Source organism: Jeotgalibaca porci, from assembly GCF_011299095.1.
In the GTDB taxonomy this organism is placed as follows: domain Bacteria; phylum Bacillota; class Bacilli; order Lactobacillales; family Aerococcaceae; genus Jeotgalibaca; species Jeotgalibaca porci.
In genome coordinates this window covers 434684-451109 of sequence record NZ_CP049889.1, presented here as the reverse complement: position 1 = coordinate 451109, position 16426 = coordinate 434684, and the positions used below count along the sequence as shown (strand labels likewise).

Here is a 16426-nt window from a genome sequence, read left to right as displayed (position 1 = left end):
AATGGTAGTAGGCGATTTCGCAGTTGAACTAGATACAGTTGTGATTGGTTCCGGACCTGGTGGCTATGTAGCTGCCATCCGTGCCGCACAAATGGGACAAAAAGTAGCAATTATCGAGAAAGAGTACATCGGCGGCGTTTGTCTAAACGTTGGTTGTATTCCTTCAAAAGCATTGATTGCTGCTGGTCACCGTTACCAAGAAGCAATGAATGCTGAAACTTTCGGTATTACTGCTGAAAATGTAAAACTTGATTTTACAAAAACACAAGAGTGGAAAGACAAAAAAGTTGTCAACACTCTAACAAGTGGTATTTCTTACTTGTTGAAGAAAAATAAAGTTGAAATTATTATGGGAACTGCCTTCTTCAATGACGCAAACACTTTACGTGTTTTCACTGAAGACGCTGCACAAACATATACTTTCAAAAATGCTATCGTTGCAACAGGTAGCCGTCCAATCGAAATCAAAGGATTCAAATTTGGCGGACGTATCATCGACTCAACAGGCGGCTTGAACTTAAAAGAAGTTCCTAAGAAACTTGTTATCGTTGGTGGTGGGGTAGTTGGTACTGAATTAGGTACTGCTTATGCTAACCTAGGTGCAGAAGTTACAATTCTTGAAGGTTCTCCACAATTATTACCATCGTTTGAAAAAGACATGGTCAAATTGGTTGAGAAATCATTCAATGATAAAGGTATTACATACGTTACAAACGCAATGGCTAAAGAAGCCGTTGATAACGGAGACAGCGTAACTGTTAAATACGAAGCAGCTGGTAAAGAAGAATCTATCGAAGCTGACTACGTAATGGTAACTGTTGGTCGTCGTCCAAATACAGATGATTTAGGTTTAGAAGTTGTTGGGGTTGAATTGACTGATCGTGGATTAGTTAAAGTTGATAACCAAGGCCGTACAAACATTAAAAACATCTACGCAATCGGTGATATCACTCCTGGAGCTGCTCTTGCTCATAAAGCAAGTTACGAAGCTAAAATTGCTGCCGAAGCAATTTCTGGCAAACCAGTTGCGATTGACTACACAGCTATGCCTGCAGTAGCATTTACAGATCCTGAATTGGCTACAGTAGGTTTAACTGAAAAAGAAGCAAAAGACCAAGGCCTAAAAGTTAAAGGGCATAAATTCCCATTATCTGGTAACGGTCGTGCGTTGTCATTAGATGCTACTGAAGGATTCGTTCGTTTAGTAACGACAAAAGAAGACAATGTTATCGTTGGTGCACAAGTTGCCGGCGTGAGCGCATCAGATGTAATTGCTGAGCTAGGTTTAGCTATCGAAGCAGGCATGAACGCTGATGATATCGCGTTGACAATCCACTCACACCCATCCCTATCTGAAACAGTTATGGATGCTGCTGAGTTGGCACTTGGACTACCAATACATATTTAATCAAATCAAACCAGGAACAGGACCGCGTGTCTCGTTTCTGGTTTTTTTGTGATATGATAAAAGAAACAATTCTGGAGGTCATAAATGAAAAATTATAGTTATCCGCTTGATTTAGAGTGGACTCACCAAGAAATGGGTTCAGTGATTTCAATGTGGAATGCGGTTGAATCTGCCTATGAAGGGGGTATTAATCGGGACGAATTCTTGAGAAAATACCGTGCTTTCAAAGAAGTTGTACCTTCAAAAGGTGAAGAGAAAAGACTTGGAAATGAATTTGAAAGAATATCAGATTATTCCTTATATAGAGTTGTGCAAGCTTCTAAAATAGAAGCGAAAACCATTAATATGGAAAAACATAGAAAGTAGGAGGATGCCAAGGATGATTGATTATGTTGCAATGGCCGAGATGATACGGGGATGGGTAGAAGAAGCCGGAGATATACTACGTGAATCCTTAGCAGATAACTCCATTAAAGTGGAAGAAAAAACAAATCCGAGTGACCTAGTCACAGAAATGGACCGTTTTATTGAAAAATTTTACGTTCAGAAAATTCAAGAACATTTCCCGGACCACAAAATTCTGGGCGAAGAAGGGACATACGATACATTTGAAGATTTAAAAGGCTTCATTTGGGTAATTGATCCAATTGATGGTACTTTAAATTATGTCAAACAAAAGCGAAACTTCTGTTCTATGCTAGCAGTGTTTAACGATGGAGAACCTGTCCTAAGCTTTATAAACGACGTCATTCATGAAGAGTTATATGAGGGCGTGAAAGGGCATGGCGTGCGTTGTAATGGTCATTTAATGGAGCCAATTGCAGAACATCCAATAAGCGAAGGTCTGGTGTCAATAAATACCAGAATGGAAATGCGTGATCCTGAACGCGCGCGAAGCATTGTAGGCGATTCTTTAGGTGTCCGTCTGATGGGGTCGTCCGGGCTTGAAATGGTTCAAGTCATTTCCAACCGTATATCGGCTTATGTGACAACCCCGCTTAGCTTTTGGGATGTTGCACCTGGAATGGTAATGGCAGCAGAATTGGGATTGAAAATGACGCGACCAGATGGAGAACCAATAAAATTATTGGAAAATAACCCAATCATTATTGCTAATCCAATGGCTTATGAGCAAATTATCGGAAAGTTTAGCAATTAAAAACAAGCTTTTTCCATATAATGAGCTTTTTTTCTTCCCAAACAAAACCAGCCATGGTACAATGGAACAGTTGAAAAAGTACTTGAGATAAGTGGAAATATTGAATAAATATTTTCCCGTAACCAGCGGAGTGACCCTTAGACTATTCAAAGTTGGGGTCTTTCTTTTTGGCAGTAAACAAGCGGAGGAATAAAAAAATGAAATTAAGAGAAGATATCAGAAATATCGCAATCATTGCCCACGTTGACCACGGTAAAACAACTATGGTTGATGAGCTGTTGAAACAGTCTGATACACTAGATGCTCGTGCGCAGTTAGAAGAGCGCGCAATGGACTCTAATGATATTGAAAAAGAACGTGGTATTACAATATTAGCTAAAAATACAGCAGTTTCTTACAAGGGAAACCGTATTAATATTATGGATACACCAGGTCACGCGGACTTCGGTGGAGAAGTAGAACGTATTATGAAAATGGTTGACGGAGTATTACTTATCGTCGATTCATACGAAGGAACAATGCCACAAACACGTTTTGTATTGAAAAAAGCATTGGAACAAAAACTAATCCCAATCGTTGTCATCAACAAAATTGATAAACCAACAGCACGTACTGCAGAAGTAGTAGACGAAGTTTTAGAATTGTTTATCGAATTAGGCGCTGATGATGATCAATTGGAATTCCCAGTTGTTTATGCTTCAGGATTAAACGGAACATCAAGTTTATCTGAAGATCCAGCTGATCAAGAAGAATCAATGGATGCGGTATTTGATACTGTATTGGAACATATTCCAGCTCCAGTTGATAACTCTGAAGAACCACTTCAATTCCAAGTAGCCATGCTTGACTATAACGATTTCGTTGGTCGTATTGGTATCGGTCGTGTATTCCGCGGTAAAATTAAAGTGGGAGATCAAGTATCCTTGATGAAACTTGATGGATCTGTTAAGAACTTCCGAGTAACGAAACTATTTGGCTGGTTTGGTCTAGACCGTGTTGAAATCACTGAAGCTGTTGCAGGCGACTTGATTGCAATTTCTGGTATGGAAGACATCTATGTAGGTGAAACAATAACACCTATTAACCATCAAGAAGCACTACCGGTTCTACATATTGACGAACCAACACTACAAATGACATTCTTGACGAATAACTCACCATTCGCAGGTCGCGAAGGTAAATTCGTGACTTCTAGTAAAATAGAAGAACGCTTGATGAAAGAATTACATACAGACGTTTCTCTACGGGTTGAAAACACTGATTCACCAGATGCATGGATTGTTTCTGGTCGTGGAGAACTTCACTTGTCTATCTTGGTAGAAAACATGCGTCGTGAAGGCTTTGAATTACAAGTTTCACGTCCGGAAGTAATCATCCGAGAATTCGATGGCGTAAGATCTGAACCGTTTGAACGTGTTCAAATTGACACACCAGAAGAATACATGGGATCAGTTATTGAATCATTGAGCCTACGTAAAGGTGAAATGCAAGATATGATTAACCCTGGTAACGGACAAGTTCGATTGATTTTCCTAGTTCCTTCACGTGGGTTGATTGGTTATTCAACAGAATTCCTTTCAATGACACGCGGATACGGTATTATGGCTCATACGTTTGACTCATATTTACCAGAATTATCAGGTAAAATCGGTGGACGTCGTAACGGAGCACTTGTTTCAACAGATACAGGTAAAGCAACAACGTACGGAATTATGGGAATTGAAGACCGTGGAACAATCTTTATTGAACCAGGTACAGATATTTACGAAGGTATGGTTGTTGGTGAAAATGCACGTGAAAACGACATTGCCGTTAACATTACAAAAGCGAAACAACAAACGAACGTCCGTTCCGCTAATAAAGACCAAACAAACGTTATCAAACGTCCGAAAATCTTGACGCTTGAAGAATCACTAGAATTCATGGGCGAAGATGAGTATTGTGAGATTACGCCAACAAGTATTCGTCTACGTAAACAAATCTTGGACAAAAACGAACGTGAAAAAGCAGCAAAACGTAAGAAAAAAGCTGTAGACGCTTCTAACTAATATAACAAAAAAACTGACTTCGAATTTTCGGAGTCAGTTTTTTTTGGCGGATTTTCCATGTTTAGGATGCTAGATCGCCCTGAATAATTCTGTGCATAATTTTCCAATGTAAAATTGTGCTGATGCTGTGCAAGTAATTCTTTGTAAATTTCAAATGAAACAATTTCTGAATTAATTAGTAAACCATCTAAATCAAAAATAATAGATTTTATTTGCATATACACTGCTACCTTTCATTTTCAGATTACCTAAAACATAGCATTGTATCCGCTCTCGAACAAACAAGAATGATAACGTATCAGTAATTGTTCGCTGCAATAACTATTCTTTGATTATTTTTACTATAAGTAGATGGGGTACGTACTATCATAAAAGCTAAAAAGTATGTACGCGCATTATTATCTGACGAGATAAAGAGAACTCGAAATTTAGCATCGTGGCTCATGAACCCTGTCCAAAAACGTTATCTGCCGATTAATTTTATATGCTATAATAAATAAGAGTCATACTAAGGAGGGAAGCAAAATGGAGACATCTACAAAAGAGTTAGCACTGCAATTACTAGTGGAAGAAACTGAGAAAGTTTATAAACTCATTAATAGTCAAAAAGAGCATCTGTGTTTTGCTGCGTGTCCCGCCTTTGAAGAAGTAGTAGACACACAATTATATGGACTGTCCAGACAAATCGACTATGCAGTCAAGTTAGGTGTTTTAGATAAAAATACGGGCATGAGGATTTTGAGTGATTTAGAAAATTCATTAAATAAAATGTATAACAATTACTATGAACAGAATAATAATCACCCGCATTCTAAAGGGGAGTAAGTAATGGCAAATAAAAAAAGTTCACTATTATCAGGGGTTCAGCGGAAATTCCGACATTCAGATTGGAAACTGCTCATTCCGTATTTCATTTTACTAGGAATTGGTATTTTAATGGTTTACAGTTCAAGCAGTTATTTTGCTATGAGTCAATTTAATAACTCAGAATATTTCTTAATTCGCCAATTTATCTTTTCGATTTTAAGTGTTTTGGTTATTTTGATAGGATCAACGGTAACGAAACGGCTATATACCTCGAAGCGCTTTATTGGAATCAGCTTGCTCGTAATAATGCTGATGCTCCTATATGTATTAATCAAAGGGATTGCGGTCAATGGGGCAAGTGCTTGGATAGACTTGGGACTCTTTTCCGTTCAACCATCTGAACTATTAAAGATTATGATGGTACTCTATTTGGCAACATTCCTTTCTAATAACGAGGATAAATTTGCTTGTATTCAGAGAAGTAAAAATACAAATGTTTTTAAAGAAATTTTTAAAGTGGGTAAGAAGCCGGTTATGGTCATTGCGATTTTTCTCTTTTTGGTCCTTATTCAGCCTGATATGGGTGGGGTTATCATAATCGGAGCAATCTGCGTCACGATGCTGCTTATGAGCGGTTTGCCATTTTGGATGGGATTATCGGCGATTGCTGCCGTTTTAGCCTTCTACTTTGCTTTCATTGGACTTGTAAAATGGCAGGGTGGGTTACCGCTTGTACCAGCTTATATGATGGATCGCTTCACGGCGTTCTTAGATCCGTTTGAAGATGTCAGGAATTCCTCGTTCCAGTTGGTAAACTCTTTTTATGCATTAGCTAGAGGGGGATTGTTTGGAGTAGGGATTGGCGAAAGTGTCCAAAAAACAGGCTATTTACCGGAATCTTATACAGACTTTATTATCCCAATAATGGCTGAAGAATTAGGCTTATTCAGAGTTTTGGCAGTGCTGGCGACCTTCTTTTATATGATTTTCCGTATGTACCGAATCAGTCTGAGTATTAAAGACTCCTTTGGGCAGCTAGTCTGTATTGGGATGAGCACTTTGTTCTTAGTACAAGGAACGATTAATGTCGGGGGTGCGGTCGGGATACTACCTTTAACCGGAGTGACTTTTCCTTTCGTCAGCTATGGTGGTTCCAGTTTAATTGTTTCCTCAGTTGCTTTAGCAATTGTGAATAATATTTACATAAATGATCGATTAGGATGAAGGCCTTGTTAATGAAAGTTTTATTATTATTCGTATTGATGGTAGCCGGATTCTATTACGGGCCTATCTTCTATAATGAACGCGGCGTTCCTACGCACGAAACAGCTACAGAAAGAAATGTCGTATTAGAAAATGAAGAACCCAACCAGATTTATCCGTTACCTGTTAGTGGCTTTGAGCACTACATCGGTCAAGACATTCAAACATATTCAGCACGTCACGGCGAGCCGACAGCAATTTATTCCGAAGAAAACGGCGACGCAGCATCGTGGGTTTATTCTGAATTACATAAATTTATCCAACTGGAAGTAAAGGATTCCATTATCGATTCTCTATTCATTTTAGGAAGTGACATCCAAACAGGCGCTATCCAAATTGGGATGAACCGCGATAATGTATATGACGAAACGCAGTTGAGTAGACATTTCCAATTCGATTGGGAAGGCGAGCCGGTTTCATTGACGCTTACTAGAGAAGAATGGGCACAATTTCCACTCGTTGAATTTGACAATAATAGTTTTGCAATGTTGTATTTCCATCCGGAAAAGCATGAAATCTATGCTATCCGCTATTTATCACAAGAAGCACTCATTGCGATGAATTACTACAATGTGAAGGGTGTAGAGATGAATCCCGGCATGCCTATTCATAAAAATACGGCTCAACTCATGGAGCATTATGTGAATGCGTGGCGAACAGAAAATAATGTGGCACCTTTAACGTCATCTGAAAGCTTAAGAGATTACGGGAAACAGGTGTTACTGACACAAGGTACCAATGAATTGACTTTTAATGGCTTGCCTTCTGAGGTGACGGAAGCTGCAGAAAAAGCAGGCAAAACACTGGCTTATAATGTGAACGCCGGTAGTGTGGATGCACCGATGCGTTTTGGATTAATGCAGTTGCTCGCTGAAAAACGCCAGTTGTTTTTGAATGCGCAACTAACCGATTTCTCGATTGTTTCAGCGAATGATAATTTATTGATGGTGTTTGAATCAGAAGGGGCAGATGCAATTGATTATTAACGAAGAATTATTTGCTATCGAAAGCCAATGCGATCAATTAATTACGAGTATCAAGCAGTCTCAAGCTATGGAAAACTTTCAAATGGCGAAAGCTGCGTTGGATGACTCTGAAGAAGCTAATAATAAAATGATACGTTTTAATGAAGCAAAAAATAAATTCGAACAAATTGCAGAATACGGATCACATGCGCCGGGTTTTCAAGAATTAAAGAAGACCGTCTTTCAATTGAAGCGAGAAATGGATTTGGATACTGCCATTTATAATTACCGGATTGCGGAAAGAGATTTGCAGGTGCAACTGGATTTGATTGCGAAGAAGATTGCGTCTGCGGTTTCGGAGAACATCTTGGTATCTGCAGGTGACGCTTTTTCGTTGTCTATGATTGGGCTTCCATCAGCATGTGAAATTCATTTAGGAAAGAGGAAAGATATTGAGCTTTGAAATAACCAAAAGACAAGGAATCATCATTTGGGTCTATACATTGCGTCAGTTGAAAAATTTAAGACGATTTGGTTATATCCATTACGTTTCTAATCGTCAAAAGTACATCGTCATGTATGTGGATCAGAATGAAGTCCAAGATAAAATGAAGCAATTAAACAGCTTGCACTATGTCCGAAAAGTAGAAATATCTTATCGTCCGGATATTGATATGACATTTTCAGATAGTTTAGGTGCCTTTAAGAAAATAAAAGAAACAGTTGATTTATAACGGGGGAAGTAAACATGCGTGTGATAGCAGGCGAATATAAAGGTCGGCCGTTAAAAGCTGTCCCGGGTGATAATACACGCCCGACTACAGATAAAGTAAAAGAGTCTATTTTTAATATTATTGGCCCCTACTTCGATGGGGGCTATTGTTTTGATATGTTTTCCGGTAGCGGTGGCTTGGCAATTGAAGCCGTTTCACGCGGAATTGATCATGCAATACTGTCAGAAAAGAATAATAAAGCAATTAAAATTATTCACGAGAATATTGCGATGACAAGAGAACCTGAAAAGTATACGGTGATGGGTGGGGATTCCCGTAAGAATGTACAGAAATTTGCCCAAGCAAATCCCAATGTGACATTCCGACTGGTAATTTTAGATCCACCATATCATGCAGATAAATCAGTCTCTGATATTCATTTGTTACAGGAGTGCGGCTTAATCGATAGTGACACAACCATTGTTTGTGAGATGGATAAAGAGAACACACTTCCCGATGAAATCGAAGCCTACTACAAACGCAAACGAGTTGAATATGGTACGATTGCGGTAGAAGTTTTTGAAGGAAAGTAGGATGGTAATGACATGAGTAAAAAAATAGCAATATTTCCAGGTAGTTTTGACCCTTTAACAAACGGTCATGTCGATATTTTAACGCGTGCATCGCGTCTGTTTGATGAAATTCTTGTCGCAGTTGCTACGAATACAAGTAAACAGTCGCTCTTTACAGGAGATGAACGCGTTGCTCTAGCAGAAGCTGCTCTTAAAGGGATGCCCAAGGTCCGTGTGGTGCGTCATACGGGTGGCTTGACGGTTGATATGGCTAAAGAGGTCGGCGCAGCTGCTTTAATTCGTGGTGTCCGTAACGTGAAAGACTTTGAATATGAAGAGAGCATCGCAATGATGAATCGCACACAATTTCCAGATTTGGAATCCATTCTCATCTTTTCAGCTCCTGAGTACCGTTTCTTGAGTTCAAGTTTGATTAAAGAGGTTGCTACTTTTGAAGGCGATGTTTCCGCACTGTTGCCACCTGCGGTCAATACAGCTGTTATTGCGAAGTTAGCCGAAAAGAATAATAAAAAATAATCATGGGCCATTTTAAATTCTAATCTTTAGTGAAAGGATGGAATGACTGTTGAAATATGACGTTATTATTATAGGCTGGGGAAAAGCGGGGAAAACGTTGGCAAAAACTTTTTCCGCAGACGGTAAAACCGTTGCTGTCATCGAAAGAGATGAAAAGATGGCTGGAGGAACATGTATCAACGTTGCTTGTATTCCAACCAAGACATTGTCTGTTGATTCAGTGAAGGGAACGGACTATGTGGATGCGTTTGAACGCCGCAATCTGGTCGTCAAAAAGCTGAATGAAACGAATTATCAAAATCTCGCTACTGAAGAAACAATAGACATTTACTTCGGTGAAGCGTCCTTTAAAAATGATAGAGAGTTGATTGTGAGGGCCGGAGAAGAACGTTTTTCTTTGAAAGGTGCTCTCGTTTTTATTAATACTGGTAGCGAAAGTCGTATACCCAACATCCGCGGTATAATGGAAAGTAAACATGTCTACGATTCAACACAGTTACAGGAACTTCCATTTTTACCTAAAAGGTTGGGTATTATAGGAGCCGGAAATATCGGCTTGGAATTCGCCAGCATCTATTCTGGCTTTGGTTCCAAAGTGACACTAATAGAGACAGGTGCTGAAATTCTGAAACACGAAGAACCTGAAATACGGATAGCTGTCCAAGAGGAACTTGTCCAACAAGGGATTGAGGTATTAACAGAGACAGCAGTTTCGAGTATACAAGATGTTACTAACGATGGCGTTAAAGTAATAACCAAAGCGGGCGACACTTTTAATTTCGACGCAATATTAATTGCAACGGGGCGTAAGCCAGCTATTGAGAGTCTGAGGTTATGGAACACAGCTATCAAGCTAAATGAAAGTGGCGGAATATGGACGAATGATTATTTACGCACAACGGTCGATCATGTTTTTGCATTAGGGGATGTAAGAGGTGAAGAACAGTTCACTTACACATCTTTGGATGATGCTCGCATTATTGACAGTTACTTATACGGCAATCAGGACTACAATTTAAAAAGCCGGCAGAATTTACCGTATAGTATTTTTATTAATCCGCCCTTTGCCCGGGTTGGGATGACAGAAGCTGAAGCAGTAGCGGCCAACCTGGATATCCGCACGAATATTTTACCAGTTGCAAAGATGCCACGTGCTCATGTAACAGGTGATTTAAGAGGGGTATTTAAAGCAGTTATTGCTAAACATTCGAATCAGATTCTAGGGGCAAGTTTATTCGGAGCACAGGCACACGAGATTATTAATATTGTGAAACTCGCAAAGGATTATAATTTACCAGCCTCTGTGTTACATAATCAAGTCTTCACCCATCCAACGATGGCAGAGAATTTGAATGATTTATTTAAATAAAAGCGTGTGGACTGAGAGAAATCTCAGTCTTTTTTTGCGTGAAAATGCAGAAATCTGCACAAGTTTGGTTTATTTCGGAAGGTTGTGCAGACTATTTTTATACACGAATTGTTCACAATTAGTAAAAAAATTTGACTGAAAAAAAAGCTTTTCGCTATTTTTTGCTTATATATATACAGGAGGAAAATATATGGAAAAAATAACGAAATGGCGTATACCGCTATTAATCGGTTTGGGTATCGTACAAGGTTTGATTATCATCGGGTTAGTTTTTTCGAACCAAAAAAGTGCGCAAACAGAAAACACGGATGAGTGGTTTCTGGAAATGCAGTCAGAATCTGAAAGTATTTTTCAAGAACCGGAAGAACAGGAGCCGGTTTTTTGGGTGGTGGATGTGAAGGGTGCGGTGACGAATCCGGGAATTTATGAAGTGGCCAAAAACATGCGGGTACAGAATGCTATCGACTTAGCCGGTGGTCTGCTTCAAAATGCTGAAACACGCCATATTAATTTTGCGCAACATGTAACGGATCAGATGCTGTTATACATTCCTGTCGTTGGTGAAGAAATAGTGGATATTCCGTATACACAGCCAAATTCACCTGTCGAAGAAGGCACGTCGAAAATAAATATTAACACCGCGACTGATCTTGAACTGCAAGCTTTACCCGGTATTGGCGAGAAAAAAGCGCTACAAATTATTAATTATCGAACAGAAAACGGCTCATTTTCAACGATAGAAGAACTGATGGAAGTCAGCGGGATTGGGCAGAAAACATTTGATACGCTCAAGGAAAGCATCACGGTCACAAAATAATCGGAACATTTCAAAATTGGGAAAAATAAGTAGCATCGCTTTCTTTTTAGTGTATGATGAATAAAAAGGAGTGATGGATGGATGGAACAACGTATTCCCTGGAATCAATATTTCATGGCTCAAGCCGTATTATTATCATTAAGAAGTACTTGTAAGCGTTTGGAAGTCGGTGCAACGATTGTCCGTGACAAACGGATTATAGCGGGTGGCTATAACGGTTCCGTTTCTGGCGATGCGCATTGTATCGACGAAGGATGCTATATGGTGGATGGCCATTGTGTACGGACTATACATGCGGAAATGAACGCGGTATTGCAGTGTGCAAAATTCGGTATTAAGACAGATGGCGCCGAAATCTACGTCACACATTTCCCGTGTCTCCAATGCACGAAGATGATTCTTCAAGCTGGGATTAAAAAAATCTATTACTTGAAGGATTACCGCAACCATGAATATGCTCTTTCTTTGCTTGATAAGATGGCTATTCCTTACGAACAAGTACAGTTGAACCCAGACTACTTTAAATCCTTAGTTGAAATGCCTACCGTTGAATCGGAGGATTCACACACACATGGTACGATCTGTCCTAACGAACATACAGAGAGCTAAAGGGTTTTATTTATTACCCAGTCTAGCAGCGATCTCCCTCATCGTTCTCATTCTATCACCACGGAATGGCTACGCTTGGGGGTTATTTGCGTTGTTTGTTTTTCGTATTTACAGAATGCAGATTCGAGAGCTTCTTTTGTGTACATGTGCGATTTTAATCGTAACGGGGATGGTCACTTTATCGCATACGCTTACCAACCAGAGTCACCTCTCATCCGAAATCAAAACAGGCATTTTGGAAATAGATCCGACCACATATCGCGTAAATGGGAACGGTCTGAGTGGTGAAGCAGAACTTCTCGGCGAAAAAATTGTATTTTTCCATCAAATAAAAAATGAAGTGGAAAAGAACGAGTGGCTGAATTTGACGACACCGATTTATATGCAAGCGACGTTTACTTTGGAGGAACCAGAAACGGCGACGAATCGCTTTCAATTCGACTATCGCACGTATCTTAAACGCAAAAAAATACATTGGAAAGTAAACATCCAGGAAGTTGCCGCAGTGACACCGAATCATTCGTTGGGTAGCATCTTTTCAGTAATTCGGTTGCGTTTTTTTGATTATTTAAACCGCATGCTCCCAAACGCTAAAAGTAAAGATTACATTATGGCCATGCTCTTTAACCAAACCGATGATATTGATACATTGGCGATGGCTGCATATCGGAAAATAGGTATCCTCCACATTTTTTCAATTTCTGGCATGCATATTTATTTTCTGGTCACTACACTTCAGTACGGCTTATTACGAATGGGGGTGTCGCGAGAAACAACGTACCCGATTCTGTTGGTCACCATTCTGCTATATGCTTTTCTAATCGGTTCCGGAGTTGGTATTTTTCGTGCTGTTTTTACCCATAGTTTTTCACTCGTTGCAAAAATGTCTAAACGCGAGATTAGCGCCAAAGACGCCTTTGCTTTCGCAATCTTGCTAGCACTATGGCAGAACCCTTATCTCGTTTTCAGTATTGCATTTCAACTCAGCTACTCTTTGTCAGGCTTGCTTTATTTCCTCAGCCCATCTTTGGAAAAGATGAGAATCCCATCGCTTGCAAAAAGTTTCCTGTTGTCTTTAATCATGACTTGTATTTCGGGAATTTTTCTCAGCTATCATTACTTCGAGATTATCTGGCTGGGCATGTTTGTTAATATAATTTTCAGTTTTTTCTTTTCATATTTACTCTTTCCGTTATTCTGGTTATTAACGCTGTTGGCGGCATTAAAATTTCCCGTCGCAATTTTATCACCTCTAAGTATGAGTATGACTATTGCTCTTGAAAAACTAGAAGTAGTCTCCCAGCAGTTGGCAGACACCAATTGGCTGCTAATGATTACGGGTAGACAGCCTCTACTTTGGTATTTGGGATTGGCGGCCTGTTTACTAGCTTTCCTGGTTGCATTTGAACAAAGAAAGCATCTATTCCTTTGGATGATGCTCGTGACGCTTTCTTTTTTCTTTTTCTACTCCTTGCCGAAGTTGAATCCAAACGGAAGAGTCATTATGTTAGATGTGGGGCAAGGGGATGCCCTGTTAATTAAAACACCGTTTAATCGGGATACAGTCTTGATTGATACGGGCGGCGTAATTACATTTAATGAGGAAGAGGACTGGAAATTAAGAAAGGAAACCGATTATCATGCAAAAAATCTAGTCTCTGCAATCAAAGCAGAAGGTGTAGGTCAATTGGATGCGGTTTTTCTGACTCATAGTGACACGGATCATATCGGCAACTTAGACTATTTAGCAAATGAACTTCCCATTCGACATATGTATATCGCAAGTGGAATGGAGGAGACGGCTACCTTTTTAGCAGAAGTTTCTGGCATGCATCATATACCGCCAATCACGTCGCTCATGGGACCTAGCCAGGTCGAGTTAAATACACTGGCATTCCAAGTTTTGAATCCGAACCACAAGCGAAGAGGTGAAAATAATGATTCGTTGGTGCTTTACAGCAAAATCGGTGGGTTATCCTGGTTATTTACAGGCGATTTAGAAGAAAGTGGTGAGCAGGATTTAATGAGGCGCTATCCTAATTTACAGGCTGATATATTGAAGGTCGGCCATCATGGTAGCAATACCTCCACTTCAAGTCCTTTTCTAAAACGAGTAAATCCCCGGGGAGCTTTTATATCAGTAGGAAGAAAGAATCGTTACGGTCATCCAACACCTGAAGTAGTCGAGCGCCTTGAAGCGCAAAAAATAAGCATTTACCGGACTGATTTAAATGGCGCCGTGCATTTCATTTACAACCAACGTCAAAAACGAATAGAAATTATGCTACAATAAGAGCAGAAAAAAGACGATTGCGAAGTGAAAGAATGAGTTATGCAACTGAACTAGCGAATATTAAAAAAGGGCAATTGAAGCCTATTTATTTATTACTGGGAACAGAGTCCTATTTTATTGAAGAAGCGAGAGCAACTTTATTGGAATACGTCATCCCGGAAGAAGATCAAGATTTGAACGTTGGGATATATAATATGGATGAAGTTCCATTAGGTGCGGCGTTGGAAGATGCTGAGTCGTTGCCATTTTTTGGTGAGCGACGTTTAGTTATTATCGATAATCCGACTTTCTTAACAGGCGAAAAACCAAAAGGGAACGTGGAGCATGATGTCTCGTGGTTGGAAACATACTTGCAAAATCCTTCAGAATCAACTATCTTAGCCATTTTTGCGCCCTATGAAAAACTAGATAATCGAAAAAAGGTCAGCAAGCTCCTGAAGAAGCATGCAACTTTAGTCGATGTTCAAACCATGGAAGCTGATGCCAGTCGCCGCTTTTTGAGTCAGATGATTACCAATGCAGGTTATCAAATGGACCGTGAGACCGTTCAATTTTTCTTTGAACGCATTGAGGATAGCCTCTCTACTGGTGTGCATGAATTGGAGAAGCTGTTTCTATCTGCCAGAGATGACAAAATGATTACCAAAAAAATGGTAGAAGATCTGGTCCCACGCAACTTGGAACAAAATATTTTCGAAATCGTAACCTATGTTATGAAAAAAGATGCCACACGTGCAATTGGTATTTATCGTGATTTGTTATTGCAAAAAGAAGAACCAATCAAAATTAATGCCATTTTGTTGGGTCAGTTCCGGCTCTTGATCCAAGTATATTTACTGGCCAAGCAGGGCTATCAACAACCCGATATGGCTAAAGTATTAAAAATCCACCCGTACCGTATCAAGCTGGCCAATCAGCAAATACGTAAAATGAATGGCGATAGATTGATGCAAGCTTATTTGGGACTTGTCGAAACCGAAGAAAAAATGAAAACAGGTGACGGAATAAAAGAAGTCCAGTTTGAACTGTTTATGCTGCAATACGCCCAAGTATAGAGTGTGAAAAAAAGCGTTAAGCCGCGTATCACTGGAGCAAATAAGCGGAAGACGGCGTTGAGCCGTCAGAGCATTATTTGTGAAGTGATGCTGCGGCTGCTTTTTTGAACAGGTTTAGATAGATTGTGAAAAAAGGCGTTAAGCCGCGTATCACTGGAGCAAATAAGCACAGGATGGGCGAAGACTATCCGTGCATTATTTCAGGAGCACTGTGGGCCGAAGTCCAAGTGTATCATGTTTGTAAGCTGCTAAAGCAGCAACAACCATTACAAAGTGGATGTCGGATCCATTGTCATTAACTTAAGAGGATTGACAAATAAGCTCTGTTTCTCCGGTCTTTTTTGTTTTTTACAAAAAAAGGCATGATAAAACAAGGCAACCATAAAATCACGGTTCTCTTAACCTAATACGTGTAATGGTACGACAATCTGAACTTATTAACGGGATGCTTCCGTTTGACCGTTCGGTTTGGGCGGACAGGCACCAAATGCTTGGCAAGCAAGGCGCTCATGTGCCCTCCTTACGGTTTCTAGCTTGTCTTTTCTGGCTCTAGTATACTGCGAAAATCTAGAGGAGAAAAAGTCTCATTCTTCTCTTTCTTGATAAAAACCAAGCCATTTAAACCAGAAGCTTCTTTGTTGGAAATGGCAGGAGGGCAGCGGGGTGCTTGTGGCCGTAGCAAGGATGCGATGTGAATTACCCACCGTTCGCGCTTCAGCGTGTACGGTGGGTTTGAAGCTTGCAAGCTCGGAGACTACAGGCTCCGGGCGGTCCCACGGCTCCACAAAAGCACCCCCGCGGACCGCAGGGC

17 protein-coding genes are annotated in these 16426 nt (G+C 40.0%); 16 read left to right on the top strand and 1 reads right to left on the bottom strand.

Translation table 11 applies throughout. The features are described from left to right. The first annotated feature begins 1 nt into the window (after nt 1). The 4 genes from lpdA (at nt 2) to typA (ending at nt 4615) form a co-directional block, all read left to right on the top strand. Nucleotides 2–1408, top strand: a complete 1407-nt coding sequence (gene lpdA / locus G7058_RS02365) for a dihydrolipoyl dehydrogenase (protein WP_166062038.1) — start codon at nt 2–4, stop codon at nt 1406–1408. Between the two features lie 84 nt (nt 1409–1492). Then, nucleotides 1493–1774 carry a UPF0223 family protein gene (locus G7058_RS02360; protein WP_166062037.1) on the top strand — a complete coding sequence of 94 codons (282 nt, stop codon included), beginning with the start codon at nt 1493–1495 and terminating at the stop codon, nt 1772–1774. A 13-nt stretch (nt 1775–1787) separates the two neighbouring features. Beyond that, on the top strand, nt 1788–2567 hold the full coding sequence (locus G7058_RS02355; protein ID WP_166062036.1) for an inositol monophosphatase family protein: 780 nt from the start codon (nt 1788–1790) through the stop codon (nt 2565–2567). A 197-nt stretch (nt 2568–2764) separates the two neighbouring features. Then, the gene (typA, locus tag G7058_RS02350) at nt 2765–4615 is read left to right on the top strand and encodes a translational GTPase TypA (RefSeq protein ID WP_166062035.1); all 1851 of its coding nucleotides are present in this window, start codon (nt 2765–2767) and stop codon (nt 4613–4615) included. Here the strand turns inward: typA and G7058_RS02345 are convergent. Further along, complete coding sequence (locus G7058_RS02345) at nt 4612–4833, bottom strand: HAD hydrolase-like protein (RefSeq protein ID WP_166062034.1); 222 nt, start codon at nt 4831–4833, stop codon at nt 4612–4614. The two genes, typA and G7058_RS02345, sit on opposite strands and share 4 nt — an antisense overlap. Before the next feature lie 307 nt (nt 4834–5140). Here G7058_RS02345 and G7058_RS02340 point away from each other — a divergent pair, with 307 nt between their 5' ends. The 12 genes from G7058_RS02340 (at nt 5141) to holA (ending at nt 15615) form a co-directional block, all read left to right on the top strand. After that, nucleotides 5141–5440: a DUF1507 family protein gene (locus G7058_RS02340; protein WP_166062033.1), complete on the top strand. Its 300-nt coding sequence runs from the start codon at nt 5141–5143 to the stop codon at nt 5438–5440. A gap of 3 nt (nt 5441–5443) precedes the next feature. Then, nucleotides 5444–6646, top strand: a complete 1203-nt coding sequence (locus G7058_RS02335; RefSeq protein ID WP_166062032.1) for an FtsW/RodA/SpoVE family cell cycle protein — start codon at nt 5444–5446, stop codon at nt 6644–6646. 11 nt (nt 6647–6657) lie between these two features. Next, nucleotides 6658–7671, top strand: coding sequence for a CAP-associated domain-containing protein (locus G7058_RS02330; protein WP_166062031.1), 1014 nt, complete (start codon nt 6658–6660; stop codon nt 7669–7671). Continuing rightward, nucleotides 7655–8113, top strand: a complete 459-nt coding sequence (locus G7058_RS02325) for a YlbF family regulator (protein WP_166062030.1) — start codon at nt 7655–7657, stop codon at nt 8111–8113. The genes G7058_RS02330 and G7058_RS02325 overlap by 17 nt, the downstream gene beginning before the upstream one ends. Further along, nucleotides 8103–8384, top strand: a complete 282-nt coding sequence (locus tag G7058_RS02320) for a YlbG family protein (protein WP_227004479.1) — start codon at nt 8103–8105, stop codon at nt 8382–8384. The genes G7058_RS02325 and G7058_RS02320 overlap by 11 nt, the downstream gene beginning before the upstream one ends. Nucleotides 8385–8398: 14 nt before the next feature. Beyond that, nucleotides 8399–8956, top strand: coding sequence for a 16S rRNA (guanine(966)-N(2))-methyltransferase RsmD (gene rsmD, locus G7058_RS02315; RefSeq protein ID WP_166062029.1), 558 nt, complete (start codon nt 8399–8401; stop codon nt 8954–8956). Between the two features lie 12 nt (nt 8957–8968). Further along, nucleotides 8969–9472, top strand: a complete 504-nt coding sequence (gene coaD, locus G7058_RS02310) for a pantetheine-phosphate adenylyltransferase (RefSeq protein WP_166062028.1) — start codon at nt 8969–8971, stop codon at nt 9470–9472. A gap of 49 nt (nt 9473–9521) precedes the next feature. Beyond that, complete coding sequence (locus G7058_RS02305; protein ID WP_227004478.1) at nt 9522–10841, top strand: FAD-containing oxidoreductase; 1320 nt, start codon at nt 9522–9524, stop codon at nt 10839–10841. Between the two features lie 190 nt (nt 10842–11031). After that, nucleotides 11032–11658, top strand: coding sequence for a helix-hairpin-helix domain-containing protein (locus G7058_RS02300; protein WP_166062027.1), 627 nt, complete (start codon nt 11032–11034; stop codon nt 11656–11658). Nucleotides 11659–11739: 81 nt separating this feature from the next. Next, nucleotides 11740–12267: a ComE operon protein 2 gene (locus G7058_RS02295; protein ID WP_166062025.1), complete on the top strand. Its 528-nt coding sequence runs from the start codon at nt 11740–11742 to the stop codon at nt 12265–12267. A gap of 91 nt (nt 12268–12358) precedes the next feature. Continuing rightward, on the top strand, nt 12359–14560 hold the full coding sequence (locus tag G7058_RS02290) for a DNA internalization-related competence protein ComEC/Rec2 (RefSeq protein ID WP_166062024.1): 2202 nt from the start codon (nt 12359–12361) through the stop codon (nt 14558–14560). A gap of 32 nt (nt 14561–14592) precedes the next feature. Further along, a complete protein-coding gene (gene holA / locus G7058_RS02285) occupies nt 14593–15615 on the top strand; it encodes a DNA polymerase III subunit delta (RefSeq protein WP_166062023.1) in 1023 nt (340 codons plus the stop codon). Nucleotides 15616–16426: the final 811 nt, after the last annotated feature.

Bases quoted from the DNA above. Each gene is read 5' to 3' on its own strand.
- lpdA (WP_166062038.1), top strand. From the start codon at position 2: ATGGTAGTAGGCGATTTCGCAGTTGAACTAGATACAGTTGTGATTGGT.
- G7058_RS02360 (WP_166062037.1), top strand. From the start codon at position 1,493: ATGAAAAATTATAGTTATCCGCTTGATTTAGAGTGGACTCACCAAGAA.
- G7058_RS02355 (WP_166062036.1), top strand. From the start codon at position 1,788: ATGATTGATTATGTTGCAATGGCCGAGATGATACGGGGATGGGTAGAA.
- typA (WP_166062035.1), top strand. From the start codon at position 2,765: ATGAAATTAAGAGAAGATATCAGAAATATCGCAATCATTGCCCACGTT.
- G7058_RS02345 (WP_166062034.1), bottom strand. From the start codon at position 4,833: ATGCAAATAAAATCTATTATTTTTGATTTAGATGGTTTACTAATTAAT.
- G7058_RS02340 (WP_166062033.1), top strand. From the start codon at position 5,141: ATGGAGACATCTACAAAAGAGTTAGCACTGCAATTACTAGTGGAAGAA.
- G7058_RS02335 (WP_166062032.1), top strand. From the start codon at position 5,444: ATGGCAAATAAAAAAAGTTCACTATTATCAGGGGTTCAGCGGAAATTC.
- G7058_RS02330 (WP_166062031.1), top strand. From the start codon at position 6,658: ATGAAAGTTTTATTATTATTCGTATTGATGGTAGCCGGATTCTATTAC.
- G7058_RS02325 (WP_166062030.1), top strand. From the start codon at position 7,655: ATGCAATTGATTATTAACGAAGAATTATTTGCTATCGAAAGCCAATGC.
- rsmD (WP_166062029.1), top strand. From the start codon at position 8,399: ATGCGTGTGATAGCAGGCGAATATAAAGGTCGGCCGTTAAAAGCTGTC.
- coaD (WP_166062028.1), top strand. From the start codon at position 8,969: ATGAGTAAAAAAATAGCAATATTTCCAGGTAGTTTTGACCCTTTAACA.
- G7058_RS02300 (WP_166062027.1), top strand. From the start codon at position 11,032: ATGGAAAAAATAACGAAATGGCGTATACCGCTATTAATCGGTTTGGGT.
- G7058_RS02295 (WP_166062025.1), top strand. From the start codon at position 11,740: ATGGAACAACGTATTCCCTGGAATCAATATTTCATGGCTCAAGCCGTA.
- holA (WP_166062023.1), top strand. From the start codon at position 14,593: ATGAGTTATGCAACTGAACTAGCGAATATTAAAAAAGGGCAATTGAAG.